The sequence below is a fragment of the Salinibacter sp. genome (genome assembly GCF_042218895.1).
Taxonomy (GTDB): Bacteria; Bacteroidota; Rhodothermia; order Rhodothermales; family Salinibacteraceae; genus Salinibacter.
Genome location: NZ_JBDGQQ010000152.1, coordinates 1 through 15,622, shown reverse-complemented (window position 1 = coordinate 15,622; position 15,622 = coordinate 1). Strand labels below are relative to the sequence as shown.

Genomic DNA, 15,622 nt, shown 5'->3' with positions numbered 1-15,622 from the left:
CGCCTGTCGCCGCTACCCCGGCTTTTACGCACCGCCCCACCGGGGCCGACCTCGACATCGAGGGCGTCTCGGTCCCCTACACGCTCCCCCTTGCCCCCTACAATTGCCCGACGGCCGTGACGGGGCACCCCATTCTCACCCTTCCCGCGGGCCGGTCGGCGGACGGCCGCCCCATTGGCCTGCAGGTGCACGCCCGGCGCGGGACGGACGCCGAACTGCTCGCGGCGGGGCGGCGTCTTGAAGATGCACTGGGGGACGTGTCGTCGCTGGCGCCACTGGGAGCGTGATCCCCGTCGCCGCGAATCGGTCCCGTGTTGCAACGAAGGGATGCGGACGGGCGCTCATTCCGCACCCTCTGAGAGCCGGGCGACTTCGACAGCGCCCCCGGCCTGAAATTCGACGTAGAGGGAGAAGCTCCAGAGGAGGCTGGTTCCCACGAGAGGTGTTGTTGGGGACTCGGCGATTAAAACGCGCTTCGATGTGCCATTGAGGGCGACCGTACCGACGTACGTCTGCACATCGCGAACGCGCCCATCGGCGAGCGTCACCTCCATCACGGTCTTTTCTGGCAAGTCCAGCGCAGCAATCAACCCGGACGAGAGCGTCAGTCCTCCATTGAAGCCGGTGTCGACGAGGGCCTCGATGCCCCGAGTGCCAGCGGGCCCCTCGACGGTCGACTGCAGAACGGGTTCGCCGTCCGACGTGAGAGCGCCAGTCATTATGATTCCGGCTCGTCTTGAAGTCGACCACCGAAGTGATACGCGTACCGGCTCCCCACCCGGCGAAGCCAGATGCGACCTCGTGCCTCCGGATGACGTTCTTCGAGACGGTCGACCGCCGAAAGCGCGTCGCGGTCGACCTCGTAGTCCTCAGACTCGGTATCGATCGCGACGTACTTCTGGGCGTCTTCCTCAACGTCCACCTGCGGGCGGACGACGCGGTCGAAGATTTCATTCCCCCGTTCTACAAGCTCAGATTTTTCTTCGGGCATAGTATGAGAGCTGGATTGTGACGGAGGGGTTGAACCTCTTCCTACGCTGCCGACCGGAGGTCTTTCCCGAAATGCGTCCGGCTCAAGCGCTCCGCCGGTCGCCAGGGGCACGCCCGGCGCGGGGCGGACGCGACGCTACTCGCTGCGAATTGCCACTTCGTCGCGGCGCCGGGTTGCGGGTCATCGCTGACACCACGAAAGATGTGATCGCTCTTGCCCCCGCGTGTCGGTCCCTTTGTGAACCGAAGAGCGGCGCGCGGATGCTCATTCAGATGCCCGGGGAAGCCGGTCGACCTCCACGGCCCCGCCCGCCTGGAATTCGGCGTAGAGGGAGAAGCCAGAGGAGATCAGTGCCGATCAGAGGCGTCGGTGCCTCCGCGACAGAAACGTCGTAGGCGGTCTCGTCGAGAATCGCATACGCACGGTACACTCGGGTGACCGTTTGACGGCCGTCGGCAAGGACGAGGGGCTCTTCTCCTACTTGCGGGCACCCGAGTCCATCGATCCAGTCAGGCGGGAGGGTGAGCCCCCCGTTGAAGCCCGTATCGATGACTGCATCGAACGACCGGGCTTCGTCCGGTCCCCGCACTTCCAGGGAAAGGGACAGCTCACGATCAGCGGTAAAGAACCCGGTGGTCATGTTGCGTCCTCCTCTCGGGGCCATCCCCCGAAGTGATGAGCAAACCGGCTCCCGACGCGCCGGAACCAGATGCGTCCCTCTGCTTCTGGATGTCGTTCAATCAGGCGGTCCGCAGCGGCAAGCTGATTGGCGTCAACCTCGAAGTCTTCGGACTCAACGTCAATAGCGACGTACTTGTGGGCCTCCTCCTCCACGTCGACCTGGGGACGGATGACTCGATCAAAAATTTCATTCGCACGCTCAGCGCGCTCGGATTGGTCTTCGGTCATGAGGCCGGAGCTTGTCTGTTGTGAGCAGTGTGGATGGTTTTCTACGCTGGCCGTCGGTGGTCTTTCCGCAGGTCTGTGAGAGGGAATCCTACATCGAGGAAACCGGATCCGCTTTCGGCACGAGAGGGGAGAGGATTTCAGTCGAATGCGTCGCTTAGAAATCGTCCCCCAAAGTGATGGGTGACCCGACTCCCCACCCGTCGGAACCAGATGCGGCCTCGGGCTCCCGGGTGGCGTTCGAGGAGCCGATCCGACGCCGCCCGCTGATCGGCGTCGATTTCGAAGTCCTCGGAGTCGACGTCAATGGCGACGTAGTCGCGATCGTCGATGTCCGAACGATTTTCGAGCTGGGGGCGCACGACTCGTTCGAAGATCTCCTCCCCGCGTTCGGCGAGTTCGGATGGTTCTTCGGACACGGCATTGGGACCGGGTGATGACGGAGAGGTGGATCTTTTCCTACGCCGATGGCCGGGCTTCTTTCCCGAAAGGCGTCCGCCCCAGGCGCCCCACCGTTCGCCAGGCACACGCCCGGCGCGGGGCGGACGCGACACTGCTCGCTGCGGATTGTTGCCTCGACGCGGCACGAGGCTCATAAGCGCGGATGAGGCCCCACGCCGCCGCGCTCAGGGGCTGCACCCCTGGGACCTGCCCTACGCCGGGGTTGTAGACGGCCCCGAACAGGAGGAGCATGCAGACCATCACCGACGCCCAGACGGAGCAATTACGGATCCCCTCGGTCACGAGCCCGCCGGACGCCAGCGGCCGCACGGTGAAGACGGGCCTGAGCAGCCCGATGGCCCGGGGAAGACGGTTCCGTCCGCTTCGCCCTTCAGACCGAGGCACCGGGATCGCTCCTCGTCGCTCAGGGTCTCGGGGGGCTTTATGTCGGCCCCCTGCTCCCCGGCGCGTCGTCCCGCGGCGACCCGCGCGGCCATCGCGACGATCCTGTATCGGAGGGCGGCGTGCTCGTGACATTCTCCGCCGCACTTTGCATCTTCGACGCGGTGCAGAGTTCGGCAAAACTGTCGCTGGAGAGGGGACTCAGCGGACTTGTCGCGTCACGGAAACGTTTCTGGCTCTGCGTGTGGAAGTCTGGGCGTGTGGGCGTTTGGGCGTCCGGGCGTGCGAGCGTTCATAGCCCAGCTCTCACGTTCACACCCCTCGCCACTCTCCCTCTTCCCCCTTCCCTCTTACCCCTTCCCTCTCTCACTTCTTTCCCCTCCACCAGACGACAGGCGTCTCCGTCCCCAAACGCCCGCCCCACCCCAACCTTCAACGTACCAACGTTCAACGTACAACGCATCCGTGCCTGAACTCGTCCTCATCGCCGCCGTCGCCGAAGAGAACCGGGTCATCGGACAAGACAAGGACCTCCCCTGGCACATCCCGGAGGACCTGCAGCACTTCAAGGAACTGACGACGGGCCACGCGCTGCTGATGGGCCGCCGCACGTTTGAGTCGATCGTGCACCAGTTTGGCGGCCCGCTGCCCAACCGCCGCATGGTGGTGCTCACCACGCAGGGGCCGTTCGACGAGTACCCCGAGGTCGAGACGTACGCCTCCATCGACGATGCACTGGCGGCCCTGGCCGACGAGGAGATCGTCTTCATCGGCGGGGGCGAATCCATCTACGAGCAGTTTCTGCCGCGGGCCGACCGGCTGGAGCTGACGCTGATCGAGGGCACCTACGAGGGCGACACGCACTTTCCGCCGTACGAGCACCTCGTGGGGGACGTGTTCGAGGTGACCAACGTGGAGGCGCACGACGGCTTTCGGTTCGTGACCTACGAGCGGACGGACGCGGAGGCGGACTGATCGATCGGCTTGCGCTCGAAGAAGGCCTCGATGCGGTCGTGCTGGCGCTTGGCGTCGTTATAGCCGATTTCGAGGAGGTGGTGAATGAAGTCGTGCTCGAAGAGAAGCATGCTCAGCCAGTCGGGCGGCGGATCGGCCTGCCACTCCACGAGATTGAGGAGCCTGCCCATGGCCCCGCCGATCTCCAGGTCGTAGTCGCCCGCCAGCGCGCCGAGGTCGACGGAGGGGCGCAGGACGAGCAGGTCGATGGGCTGGAGCCGACCGCGCTGCTCCGGACGGATGCGGCGCACGAGGCGATTGATGCGGCGCAGCACGGCCGCATCGTGCTCCAGCACGTCGAGCATCAGCACGTTGGCGAGAATGCCCATCATCTGGAAGAGCGACGGGTAGGCGGGCGTGCGGGCCGCACGGGTGGCCTCAGCCTGGGATCGTTCGTAACGCGTGGAAATGACGAACAGGCGGTCGGCCCCCAGGTGGATGGCGGGCGCGAGGGGGTCGAGCATGCGAAGGCCCCCGTCCCCGTACCAGGCGTCGTCGAGGCGCACAGCGGGAAACACCATCGGCAGCGCCGTGGAGGCCATCACGTGGTCGAGGTGGAGCCGCGTCCGGCGCCCGATTCGGTTGGGCCGCTCCCAGTCGCGCATTTCACAGCCCTGCACCCACGTCACCGTCTGGAGGGTGGCATAGTTGGAGGTGGAGATGGCGAGGCCCTCCAGGCGGTCCGCGTCCAGATTCTCGGCGACGCCCGTCAGGCATCCCTTCGCGTCCGTCGGCAGCCGCCGGTCGAGGTAATCGCGGAGGGGGGCGGTGTCCAGGAGGGTTTGCTCGGCGCTCGGGGTGCCCCGCACCAGCGACCGGCCCAGCGACCAGAGGGAGCGGGGCGCGAACACGTCGTCCATCGTGAGCTCCTCCCAGTAGCTCGTGAGCCGCGCGGTGCGACGGGCCCACGGGCCGGGATCGGCCGCGAGGTGGGCGGCATTGATGGACCCGGCCGACACCCCCGTCATGAGGGGCACCGAGGCCCGCGGGAACGCCTCCCCAACGTACTCCAGCACGCCCGTCTGGTAGGCCGCCCGCGCCCCCCCGCCGCCCAGTACCAGGGCCGTCGCAGGTTCCCCCCGCGCCGACGGAGCCGAATCGGAGTCCGACGAAGAGCCGCTCATGGATGAAGGGCGATCTGAATGGCGGGGTCTCGTTGCTGAGCAAGGGGGGTCTCGACTGCGGGGGCCGCGGCGCATCCGCAGGCCTGCGTGCCGGGATGCCGGAAGGATAGCGCACGTTCACACGACTGCTCAGGACGTATGCCAGCGGTATTTCCGAAGCACTTCCGGATCCTGTGTGCGCTTCATGACCGTTCCGCATTTCTCGCAGTAGAAAACGACCTCCTTCACGGGGGCGGAGATGCCGAGCATGAAGAAAAAGCCGGCACTCCATCCGTAGTGAGGTTCGGCCGTGACCCTCGGATGAGTGAGGTCGTTGCCACACGCGCAAGATTCGGCCTCAACGGCCTCGGCGACGACCTGTCGTGCGCTCGTCGAGGAAGCCGAGGTGACCCTCAGGTCCCCATCCCCGGCGGGTTCGGCCACCGGCTCCCGTTCGACCTCCTCGTCGCGCCACCATTTCTCGAGTTCCTCGTCGCGGAGTTCCGGCTCTTGCTCGAAGACGTAGCGGTCGGCCGACCACCTGCCCGGTCCAAACACGAACACGACCGCGAGGAGGAAGAACACCAGCGCCGAGAACTCAAGGGATTGGTTCGCCGCCAGGAGCCCCTGCTCCAGGTGCACGAGAAATACGGCCCCGGCGAGAACCGGGATCTGGATGAGTGCCGCGAGACGGGTGAGTAGGCCCGCGGCCAGCATGAGCCCGCCGAGCAGGTGGGCAAACGTCACGTAGTGGGCGAGGGCGGCCGAGGCGAGCGAGAACGACGAAAGATCCACGACGCCCCCGACCCCCTGGTATGCGAAGAGAAGCCCCCGAACGAAGAGGCCAATGCCCAGATATATGCGAACGAGATCGAGGGCAACGCCTCGGTGCTTGTCGATCCAGTCAACGAGGTCGCGGTAGCGAGACATAAGCGATGTGGGGTCAAGTTCGAAGAACCGCCTGCGGGGAACGTCTGGTGGGAACAGCAAGCATTCGTCGGCCCGAGACTCTCGACGTTTCGTTTTTGTTATCTTCACATTGCAAATCGTTCCCCAGAGCACGTCGTCGCAGTCGGGAGCACGGGGTGGAGGGCAGTGCCCCACTGCTGCGCCCTCGGATGACGCACGGGCCCCCTGCCCCTCAACCCACCGTCGCCCTACAGTGAAGAGGACAAACACAACCGGCAATGCGACTTACAAAAAGGCCCCGCTGGATTCCGTCCCAAGCTGAACTCCGCACTGCGCATGGCTGATCTCTCCCGGTTTTCCGACCTCCCCGACCACGCTCGGCTTTGGATCCACGTGACCACCGCTCCTTTGCCCGAGTCTACCCAAGCGACCCTTCTTGATCGTCTTTCCGCGTTCATTGACGACTGGACCTCGCATCAGCACGCCGTGGAGGGGGCCGCAACCATCCTGCACGATCGTTTTCTGGTCGTTGCCGGAACCCCTGCGGCGGGGGACGAGATTTCTGGCTGTGGCATCGACGATCTCACCCACGCGATCGACGACGCGGCCTCTGCCCTGGACATCCAGTGGGTTTCGGCTCTTCACGTGCTCTACCGCACCCCCGACGGTTCCGTAGCGGCCGTCTCACGTTCCGCGTTCCAGGAACGCGCGGACGAGGGAACCGTGACGGCCGAGACTCACGTGTTCGATCCCAGCCTCACGACTCTCGGTGCCCTCCGCGAGGGAGCGTTCGAGAAGCCTGCCCGCGAGTCGTGGCACGCGCAGCTCCTCGGCACGCCCGCGGGGGCCTAGCACCATCTGCTGTTGAGGATCTCCGCAGAGAAGTGCATGCCATGACGTTCGCCGGGCGTCACCAATGAGCATACGTTTCGGGGGCCCAGGAAACGCGCGCACAGGTTACGGATAGGCAGTTTCTCCTTCGTCGTCCATCGTTTTCCATTCTTCCTTATGCGCAGGTGCATACGGTTCCTCCTCGGAAGTCTTAGCGTACTCGTGCTTGCGGCGAGCATGTGCTCCCCCGCCGTGGCTCAAGGGTACTTCAACCAGTATGCGATCGAGGACATCTTGTCGCGACAGGCCAAGGATCTCGGGAACCTTCCTGAGGTCTACTACGAGTACGCCATCCTCTACGACCAAAGTGGCAACAGCGTCATTGCCCGGAATCGCTTCTACACCCGAATCGGGGATGGGAACACCAAGCTCGGCCGTGAACGGGCCCAGCTCATTGAACTCCTCAACCGGCAGACGATCGAGAACACAGGCCTCGGCGACACGCTCGTCGTTCCCACCAAGTACGGCCTCGACTTCCGCGCCTACTCCCCCTTCCCTCGGTACTACCCAGGCGCTCACAACTTCGAGAAGCTGTTCATCATCCACAAGACCGTACAGGCGTTTGCCGCGTACGAGTACGGCAAGCTCGCGCGCTGGGGCGTCGTCAACACGGGCGATCCAGACTCGTCGGCCACTCCAAGCGGCCGATTCAATTTCAACTGGAAGCAGAAGAAGCGGATCTCGACGCTGAGCCCCCCCGGCGAGGAGTGGAAGATGCGCTGGGTCTTCAACTTCCACGCTTCGCGCGGCATCCACGTCCACCAATATTCGATGCCCACCGGCGGTCCCACGAGCCACGGCTGCGTGCGTCTCATCGACGCCGACGCCAAGTGGATTTACGATTGGGCCGAGCCCTGGAAGACGACGCGCGGACACATGAGGCCGTCTTCGGGGCGGGGCAAGCTTTTGGAGCCGGGCACTATGGTTCTCGTGCTCGGGCAGGGGCCCGAGGGCACCCCCCAGCCCTTCAAGTACAAGAAGCGCTATCCGATTCTGAAGCGCGTCGAGCTTCCGGAGAATCCCTACGACGTGCCGCCGGGCACCGATCAGCAGCGGATTTGGGACCGACTCCGGAAGCAGCGGGCATCTCGGTAGCCCCTTTCGCTTATCCTGACTGAAGTTCCTCTGCGAGGGAGCATGCTCCTCGTGGGCGGGTCATGGGCGGGCTGATAGCGCACATGGATGGAGTGACGGCCGTGTGGCCCGTCCTCTCCCCACGACTCCGGGAGGCCATCTCAGGGTTCCGAAGGGCAGACAGCAGGATTGGGAGCTGCCCACGAAGCTCCAAAGCTGGTTGGGGACTGGACCGATCCCGGCCGACGGTATATTTTGCCCGAAGCCGCGTCGCCGTCCTCCAGATATCGTCCAGCGTGTCTCTACTCGCCTGGACCCTTCCCCCGCGACGCCCGCGTGAAAGGGCGCTGGGGAGTGGGCTCCAGCACGGCGCGGTCCCCGGAAGGTCTCGAGCCCCGACGACGACCATCAGGGCCCGAATCCTGCGCCGGAGGACGGCTCACCGTCTCATTGTCAGAAATTTGCTCCATGACCGTCTGTTCGCGGAATACCTCGCTGTCCGGAATAGGCTGCATGATGCGTCCGAAGCGAGGAGACCACTCTTCGTAACTCCAGGAAAAGTATGTGAGGACGGCCTTTCCCACGATGTGGTCCTTTGGGACGAACCCCCAGTACCGGCTGTCTTTCGAGTTGTCCCGGTTGTCGCCCATGACAAAGAAGTAGTCCTGCTGGAAGGTGTACGTCGTCGCGCGCTCTCCATCGATCGCAAAGGTCGAGTCGGTCATCTGCCGGGCCGACCGGCCCTCGTATCGAGTGATGACGGGCCGGTAGAGGGGCCAGTTTCGTGCCGTGAGCTCAACAGTCTCTCCTTTCGCAGGGATGTGCACGGGGCCGTAGTTGTCGGGGGTGTAGCCGCGTCCCGCCGGGTACATGCGTTCTCCGTACTGCTCGCTGTTGTTGACGACGTATGGTTTGATCGAGCGGACCCAGGACCACTGACTCACCCGGCGAGCACCCGTCGGGGTGGCCAGGACGCGGACCTTTTTCTCGGCCCGCGTGCGCCGTACGGCACTGATGCCAATCTCCTCCATGCGCGAGCGCGGGATCTGATAGCGCGGGTCGCTCTTCGTGACAGTCCAGTACTGTTGCATACCCCGGCCCAGTGGGAGGGACCGCCCGTCGACGTACACGAGTTTGTCCCGGACCTTGAGGTCTTCACCGGGCACGCCAATGACCCGCTTGACGTAGTGCACCTTCCGGTCGACGGGTTCCTCATCGGGGGGATAGTTGAACACGATCACGTCCCCCCGCTGGATCGAGCCAAACCCGGGCAACCGGGTGTACGGAAACGTCACCCCCGGCAGGTAGATGCCCCCCGACACGAACGCGGAGGAGAGCGGGATGCCCAGCGTCATGGGCATGCGCGGGCCGTAATGCAGCTTCGACACTACCAAGTAATCCCCGACCAGGAGATTCTCCTCCATGGACGGGGTTGGGATACGGAACAGATCGAACAGAAGCGTCCGCACGACCACCACGATGATAACCGCCACCACGAAGGACTCGCCCCACTGGCGAAGCTCGCTCTTGGCCTCGGTTCCGGACGTGCCGGAGGACCGCTCGGTACGATCGGAGGTCGACATGTGTGCTTAACCTGTGCGGTGAAGTCGAGAGTTGGGCGGGCCGACGGCTCATCTACGGCGAGTTCCCGTTGGCCGGAGGCGAGGAATGGCTCGGGGGGGCATTCGTCGTGTCGAGACGCGCCCGTCGGCCGGACCCGACGGCCGCAGATGTCGTCCGCCTGAGGAAGAAGGTGCGCCCGTCGAATCCGGTTCGGTACCAACACCCGCAGCGGGTGTCGTAGTGGTAGTCGACGTAGGGCCTCCGCTTTGAGCGCCGGAGAGGGGCCAGCAGGGCATCTCGCAGGCTGCGAAGCTGGTCGCGATAACGCCGAGCCGCCATCACAATCACGCCCCGTCCCCTAGGCCCCCGGGTGTCTGTCACCTGAACCGGAATGGAGTCGTTCACGACGAACCAGTACTCGAACTGTGCCCGCTCGGTCCGGTCATCGTCGCGAGCTGCGTCCCCGAGCGTCTGGGTCGGATCGCCGAACTGGGCCTGCAGGCGGGCCCGTAGGTCTCGGGTTTGGGTGGTGTCGAGGAACGTGTGGCGCGGCGTGGACCCGAGGAACGACCAATGCACGTCCGCGAAGCGCTCTCGGAACTCCTCCCGTCCCGACCGCCGCACGACACGAATGTCGTGAATCGGAAAGGCATGCCTTGTACTCTCTGCCTGCGGGTTGGGCTCGGACGGGCGCAAGGAGTCGGCAGGGAGCGGGAGCTGTGCGAGCGGAAGTACGCGGATTTGCCCTTCGCGCTGGAGGTGCCGACGGACGAGGAGGCGCTGTCGGGCTGCCTGGTAGCGTTCGATGAGATCGGTCTCGTCGACCTCGGACGTCTGTGCCGCCGTCGGGTGGGGACCGGCGCCCCAGAGCAGAAGAACCATTCCAACCACGAGCGCGATGCTCCCTGTTCCGAAGCGCACTTCACTTTGCAGATGCCGGCTCGGCGCGTGCGTCATGCTCGATCGGGCTCGTTGCCTGTCGCGGCGCGCGAAGGGGACGTGCAGACTAGTCTTCGTCCACCGAGAGAATAGCAAGGAATGCCTCCTGGGGAACGTCGATCTCGCCCATTTGCTTCATGCGCTTCTTGCCCTCCTTCTGTTCTTCCAAGAGTTTTTTCTTCCGGGTCACGTCGCCCCCATAGCACTTCGCCGTCACGTCCTTGCGCTGGGCCTTGATCGTCTCCCGGGCTACAATGCGGCGGCCGATGGAGGCCTGGATGGGCACCTCATAGAGCTGGCGGGGAATGACGTCCTTGAGCTTCTTGGCGAGCTTGCGCCCCACTTCGTGCGCCTCGTCACGATGAACGATGGTGGATAGCGGTTCGGCGGGCTTCTCGTCGATCAGAATGGTGAGCTTTACGAGATCACTCTCGCGGTACTCCAGCACCTCGTAGTCGAAGGAGGCGTAGCCCCGGCTCGCGCTCTTGAGGTTGTCGTAAAAGTCAAAGACGATGTCGGCGAGGGGGAGCTCGTATTCTAGTTTGACCGTCTGCCCGTCGAGCCAGCGCTGGCTTCCGTACTCCCCGCGCCGGTCCTCACAGAGCTCGATGACGTTGCCGATGTAGTCGCTCGGCGTGATGATGTCGGCCTTCACGTACGGCTCGTGGACGGCCTCAATGTCGCCGTAGTGCGGCATGTCTTCCGGCTTGTCAACGGTGACGGTCTTCTGCTCACCTCCCTCCTCGACGTCCACGCGGTACTCCACGTTCGGCACCGTGGTAATGATGTCGAGGTCGAACTCCCGCTCCAGCCGCTCCTGGATGATCTCCATGTGGAGCAGGCCCAGAAAGCCGACCCGAAAGCCGTAGCCGAGGGCGGCGGAGCTTTCGGCCTGGTACGTAAGCGAGGCGTCGTTTAGCTGCAGCTTTTCGAGCGCGCCGCGCAGCTCCTCGAAGTCGTCGGTCTCGGTGGGGTAGATGCCACTGAACACCATGGGCTTCACCTCTTCGAAGCCCGGAATGGGCTCGTCGGCCGGATCGTGGGCCTGGGTAATCGTATCGCCCACGCGGGCGTCCTGAATGTCTTTGATGGAGCCGATGATGTAGCCCACGTCGCCCGCCGTGAGCTCGTCCACCTCCTGCCGCCCCATGCGCAGGATGCCCAGCTCTTCGGCGTCGTGCTGCTTCTTGTTCGACATGAACTCCATCGTGTCCCCCTGCTCCAGGGTGCCGTCGAAGACGCGGGCATAGACGACGGAGCCGCGGTACGAGTCGTAGATGGAATCGAAGATGAGAGCGCGCAGCGGCGCGTCGGGGTCGCCGGAGGGGGGCGGGACGCGGTCGATGAGCAGATCGAGCATCTCGTCGACCCCCTCGCCCGTCTTGGCGCTGATCTGCAGAATGTCCTCGGCGGGCTCCCCAATCAGGTCCTCCAGCGCCTGCGCCACCTCGTCGGGCCGGGCCACCGGCAGGTCCACCTTGTTGATGACCGGGATGATTTCCAGCTCTTGCTCCAGGGCCAGCCACATGTTGGAAATGGTCTGCGCCTCAATGCCCTGCGCCGCGTCGACCAGCAGGATGGCGCCCTCGCACGCCTTGAGCGCCCGGCTCACCTCGTAGGTAAAGTCGACGTGCCCCGGCGTGTCGATAAGGTTCAGCGTGTACTCCTCCCCATCCGAGGCGGCGTACGGCATCCGCACGGCGTGGCTCTTGATGGTGATGCCCCGCTCCCGCTCCAGGTCCATGTCGTCGAGCGTTTGCTCTTTCATGTCACGCTCGGTAATCGTCCCGGTGCGTTCAAGCAGCCGGTCGGCCAGGGTGCTCTTCCCGTGGTCGATGTGGGCGATGATGCAGAAATTTCGGATGTTCGAACGGTCAGGCATGAGGCGCGAGCCGTCGGGTGTGCATTCGACAAAGGACCGGGGTGCAGCCGATGCGCCACGGTCGCTTCGGGCAGAGCGTGTCGTCTGTTTGCGTGCGGTGTAACGGACCACCCGTCTTCACGTTGCACGAGACGGATGCACAGGCACGTCCGGGGAGCCCCCGTCTGAACAGCGTCGCCGACGAAACGCCTACATGTGCTCCTCCTGCACCCTCCAAAACGACGTGCTGCGCGCTTCCGGGTCGTCCTGGCGCCTCGCGCCGTTGGTGCGACCGTGTCGCCCGATCTCCGACAAGGCTGATGGCACCGCCGGGGGCGTACCGAGGTCTTGCCCAAGATTCGAAAAAACCGACGCAGGGCTCTTTCGTGCCCGCCGGATCCGTGGCGTGCGCTGCCGGGCAGCCCGCCGCTTCGCCCGACGGCGTTCGTGGAAGGACTGGTGGAAAAAAAGAACTCCCACAACGCCCAGGACGATCGACATGTCGGCCACGTTCCAGATCGGGAAGAGCTCCATGTACGAGCCCCCGAGGATCGGGACGCTTCGGGGAATGAAGCCCTGCCAGAGGCTCACGTGGATGAAGTCCACGACGTGCCCGGTAAAGAGCGAGCCATAGTCGAGAAGGACGCCGTAGAACACCCGGTCGATGATGTTGCCAAGGGCCCCGCCAAGGATGAACGCCAGGCTCCACCGGTACGGGGCGTAGTCGTTGCGGACCTGGTAGATGTAGGCCGCTACGAGGACGGTTGCGATAAGCGCGAGAACCGTTATGGTCCCGGGCGGGCCAATGGTGATCCCGAAGGCCATGCCCGGGTTTTCGGTGAATGTCAGACGCAGCCAGTCCCCCAGGACGGGGATGGACTGCTCCGGACGCATGAACCGGACGACTGTGGCTTTCGTGGCCTGGTCGAGAACGACGACGGCCGCAGAGATCCAGAGGACGCGCATCATCGGGGTGGGGATGTAATGCCAAGAGCGTGGAGGGGAAGGGACGCCTCGCGCCCGTGTGCCCACGCTCAGGACTTTTCTTGCTTCTTCGCCTCGATCGAGATTTCGGTGTGGGGAACCGCCTCGAGCCGGCCCCTAGAGATGGGTTCGCCGGTAACCCGGCAAATGCCGTAGGTCTTGTTGTCGATGCGCTCGAGGGCCCGATCGAGGTAGCCGATGTACTTCTGCTGACGGGCAATCATGAGGTGAAGCTTCTCCCGCTCCATCGCGTCGGTCCCGGCATCTGCCATGTGAATGCCGTACGCGGTGTTGTCGTCGGAATGCTCCTGAGCCTCGTCCACCTGCTCCCGCATCTGTTCGATTTCCTCCTTCGCCTCCCGGCGGCGCTGCAGAATCAGCTCGCGGAAGTGCTCCAGTTCTTCGTCCGAGAACGGCGTCTTGCGCTCTTCGTCGTTGTCGTCCGTAGACTGCGCGTGGAGCGGCGCGTCCGTGTCGGGGTTTGAGGTATCGTTCGCCATGGATGCTGGATCGGTCCTCCAAGAAGATGCACGCGAAGGGGATACTCGCCGTCCGAAACAGTCAGGCTTCCAGTGTCTCGTCGGGCTCGACGCGTCGGACGCCAAGCGTAAGCTGCTCGCCGTCCACGTCGAACGTCTCGACCGCCTCTCCCGCTGGTTGGTCAGACGGCTGCAACTCCAGCGCCAAGGTCTCGTTCCGGATCCAGTCTTCGTGGCGCCCAATGGCCTCGGCGATGGACTCCGTGCCCTGATACGAGATTTCGATCCGGTCGGTGACTTCAAACCCGGCGTCCTTGCGCAGGTTTTGGATGCGCTTCACGCTTTCGCGGGCGAGGCCTTCGGCCCGCAGCGCGGGCGTAATCTCGGTGTCGAGGGCCACGGTCACATCCCCCTCCTGCTCGACGAGCCACCCCTCGATGCCCTCGCTCTGAATGACGAGGTCCTCGGGGCCGAGCTCGACCTCCTCCCCGTCGACGGTCAGCGTGAGCTCGCCGGTTCGCACGTACTCGTCGATCACGTCGTCGTCGAGCTGGCGCACCTTCTCGTTTACGGCCTTCACAAGGTCGCCGAGGCGCGGGCCGAGCCGGCTAAAGTCGGGCTTGGCCGAGCGGCTCACCACCTCACTGGTGTGCTCCACGTACTCGATGGCTTTGACGTTCACCTCGTCGAGGATCACGTCCTTCACCTGTTCGACCTCCGCCTCGGGCACCCCCGTGCCGGTCACCACGAGGATGCGCGGCAGCGGCTGGCGCACGTTAATCTCGGCCTGGTTGCGGAGCGACAAGGCGGTGGAGGCAATGGTGCGGGCCAGACCCATGCGGTGCTCCAGGGCTTCGTCCCGCTCGTCCTCGCGGACCTCGGGGAAGGACGCGAGGTGGACCGAGTCGGCCTCGCTGCCGGTCACGTCGGTAAGCACGCGGTACAGCCACTCGCCGAAGAAGGGGGCGATCGGGCTCATCAGCTTCGCCGTGGCCTCCAGGCACTCGTAGATCGTCTGGTAGGCGGCCTCCTTCTTCTCGGCCGCGACCGTGCCGCCGCCCCCCACTTCTCCGTCCCCGCCCCGCTTCGACGCCCAGAAGCGGCTCCGCGAGCGGCGCAGGTGCCAGTTCGAGAGCTCCTCCACGAACTCCTCGACCGCCCGGGCCGCCGTCGTGGGATCGTAGTCCTCAAGCGCCTCCTGGACCGTCTGCGTCGTCGTGTGGAGGCGACTGATGATCCACTGATCGAGCTCCGGCCGCTCGGCGACCGGCATCCGGTCCTTCTGATACCGGAAGCCGTCGATGTTGGCGTAGGTCGAGAAGAAGCTGTAGACGTTCTCGAGGGTGCCGAAGAAGGTGCGGCGCAGGTCCCGCAGTCCCCGCTCGCTGAAGCGCAGGTTCTCCCACGGCGGCGCGTTGCTCATCATGAACCAGCGCACCACGTCGGCCCCGTACTCGTCGATCACCTCGAAGGGCTCGACCGTGTTGCCCTTCGACTTCGACATCTTGTTGCCGTCCTCGTCGAGCACGAGGCCGTTGACGACCACGTTCTCGTAGGCCACGTCGTCGAAGACGAGGGTGGCGATGGCGTGCAGCGAGTAGAACCAGCCGCGCGTCTGGTCGACGCCCTCGGCGATGAAGTCGGCCGGGAAGTTGGCCTCGAAGTCCTCCTCGTTCTCGAAGGGGTAGTGCCACTGTGCGTACGGCATGGCGCCGGAGTCGAACCACACGTCGATGAGATCGGGGACGCGGCGCATCGTGCCGCCGTCCGGCCCCTCCCACGTCAACTCGTCGACGAACGGGCGATGGAGGTCAATCTCATCGTCGTCCTCCGGCAACTGGTCGCCGCACTTCTCGCGCAGCTCGTCGACGGAGCCGATAACCTCGTAGTAGTCGGAGTCCTCCTTGTCGCTCTCCCACACCGGGAGCGGCGTGCCCCAGTAGCGGCGGCGGCTGAGCGCCCAGTCCACGTTGTTCTCCAGCCACTCGCCGAAGCGCCCCTCGCCGATGGCGTCGGGCTGCCAGTTGATGGTGTCGTTAAGCTCCACCATCCGGTCCTTGAGCTT

General features: G+C 64.7%; 17 protein-coding genes. 4 read left to right on the top strand and 13 right to left on the bottom strand.

Annotated elements, in window-relative coordinates; all coding sequences use genetic code 11:
* On the top strand, positions 1 to 287 hold a 287-nt coding region (locus ABEL04_RS12800; RefSeq protein ID WP_375802783.1), incomplete at its 5' end, for an amidase family protein.
* Between the two features lie 54 nt (positions 288 to 341).
* Here the strand turns inward: ABEL04_RS12800 and ABEL04_RS12795 are convergent.
* The 5 genes from ABEL04_RS12795 to ABEL04_RS12775 form a co-directional block, all read right to left on the bottom strand.
* Entirely contained in the window at positions 342 to 719 is a 378-nt protein-coding gene (locus tag ABEL04_RS12795; protein ID WP_375802782.1) for a hypothetical protein, read from the bottom strand.
* A complete protein-coding gene (locus tag ABEL04_RS12790; RefSeq protein WP_375802781.1) occupies positions 719 to 991 on the bottom strand; it encodes a hypothetical protein in 273 nt (90 codons plus the stop codon). The genes ABEL04_RS12795 and ABEL04_RS12790 overlap by 1 nt, the downstream gene beginning before the upstream one ends.
* A 268-nt stretch (positions 992 to 1,259) precedes the next feature.
* Positions 1,260 to 1,631 carry a hypothetical protein gene (locus ABEL04_RS12785; RefSeq protein WP_375802780.1) on the bottom strand — a complete coding sequence of 124 codons (372 nt, stop codon included), beginning with the start codon at positions 1,629 to 1,631 and terminating at the stop codon, positions 1,260 to 1,262.
* Positions 1,628 to 1,900: a hypothetical protein gene (locus ABEL04_RS12780; RefSeq protein ID WP_375802779.1), complete on the bottom strand. Its 273-nt coding sequence runs from the start codon at positions 1,898 to 1,900 to the stop codon at positions 1,628 to 1,630. Before ABEL04_RS12780 ends, ABEL04_RS12785 begins: the two co-directional genes overlap by 4 nt.
* Before the next feature lie 137 nt (positions 1,901 to 2,037).
* The gene (locus tag ABEL04_RS12775) at positions 2,038 to 2,316 is read right to left on the bottom strand and encodes a hypothetical protein (protein ID WP_375802778.1); all 279 of its coding nucleotides are present in this window, start codon (positions 2,314 to 2,316) and stop codon (positions 2,038 to 2,040) included.
* Positions 2,317 to 3,205: 889 nt separating this feature from the next.
* Between ABEL04_RS12775 and ABEL04_RS12770 the strand changes: the two genes are divergently transcribed.
* Positions 3,206 to 3,715, top strand: coding sequence for a dihydrofolate reductase (locus tag ABEL04_RS12770; RefSeq protein WP_375802777.1), 510 nt, complete (start codon positions 3,206 to 3,208; stop codon positions 3,713 to 3,715).
* Here ABEL04_RS12770 and ABEL04_RS12765 read toward each other — a convergent pair.
* A complete protein-coding gene (locus ABEL04_RS12765; protein ID WP_375802776.1) occupies positions 3,685 to 4,878 on the bottom strand; it encodes a patatin-like phospholipase family protein in 1,194 nt (397 codons plus the stop codon). The two genes, ABEL04_RS12770 and ABEL04_RS12765, sit on opposite strands and share 31 nt — an antisense overlap.
* A 129-nt stretch (positions 4,879 to 5,007) precedes the next feature.
* Positions 5,008 to 5,787, bottom strand: a complete 780-nt coding sequence (locus ABEL04_RS12760; RefSeq protein ID WP_375802775.1) for a DoxX family protein — start codon at positions 5,785 to 5,787, stop codon at positions 5,008 to 5,010.
* 315 nt (positions 5,788 to 6,102) lie between these two features.
* On the opposite strand from ABEL04_RS12760, the gene ABEL04_RS12755 reads away from it, so the two are divergent.
* A complete protein-coding gene (locus ABEL04_RS12755) occupies positions 6,103 to 6,618 on the top strand; it encodes a hypothetical protein (protein WP_375802774.1) in 516 nt (171 codons plus the stop codon).
* A 156-nt stretch (positions 6,619 to 6,774) separates the two neighbouring features.
* Entirely contained in the window at positions 6,775 to 7,752 is a 978-nt protein-coding gene (locus tag ABEL04_RS12750; protein WP_375802773.1) for a L,D-transpeptidase, read from the top strand.
* Positions 7,753 to 8,033: 281 nt separating this feature from the next.
* On the opposite strand, the gene lepB is transcribed toward ABEL04_RS12750, so the two are convergent.
* The 6 genes from lepB to ABEL04_RS12720 form a co-directional block, all read right to left on the bottom strand.
* Positions 8,034 to 9,314, bottom strand: a complete 1,281-nt coding sequence (gene lepB, locus ABEL04_RS12745) for a signal peptidase I (RefSeq protein ID WP_375802772.1) — start codon at positions 9,312 to 9,314, stop codon at positions 8,034 to 8,036.
* Between the two features lie 52 nt (positions 9,315 to 9,366).
* Complete coding sequence (locus ABEL04_RS12740; protein ID WP_375802771.1) at positions 9,367 to 10,251, bottom strand: hypothetical protein; 885 nt, start codon at positions 10,249 to 10,251, stop codon at positions 9,367 to 9,369.
* Between the two features lie 49 nt (positions 10,252 to 10,300).
* Positions 10,301 to 12,115 carry a translation elongation factor 4 gene (gene lepA, locus ABEL04_RS12735; protein ID WP_375802770.1) on the bottom strand — a complete coding sequence of 605 codons (1,815 nt, stop codon included), beginning with the start codon at positions 12,113 to 12,115 and terminating at the stop codon, positions 10,301 to 10,303.
* A 189-nt stretch (positions 12,116 to 12,304) separates the two neighbouring features.
* On the bottom strand, positions 12,305 to 13,060 hold the full coding sequence (gene lspA / locus ABEL04_RS12730) for a signal peptidase II (RefSeq protein WP_375802769.1): 756 nt from the start codon (positions 13,058 to 13,060) through the stop codon (positions 12,305 to 12,307).
* Between the two features lie 68 nt (positions 13,061 to 13,128).
* Complete coding sequence (locus ABEL04_RS12725; protein ID WP_375802768.1) at positions 13,129 to 13,578, bottom strand: TraR/DksA family transcriptional regulator; 450 nt, start codon at positions 13,576 to 13,578, stop codon at positions 13,129 to 13,131.
* A 61-nt stretch (positions 13,579 to 13,639) separates the two neighbouring features.
* The coding region (locus ABEL04_RS12720) for a DUF5915 domain-containing protein (RefSeq protein ID WP_375802767.1) at positions 13,640 to 15,622 on the bottom strand (1,983 nt) is incomplete at its 5' end.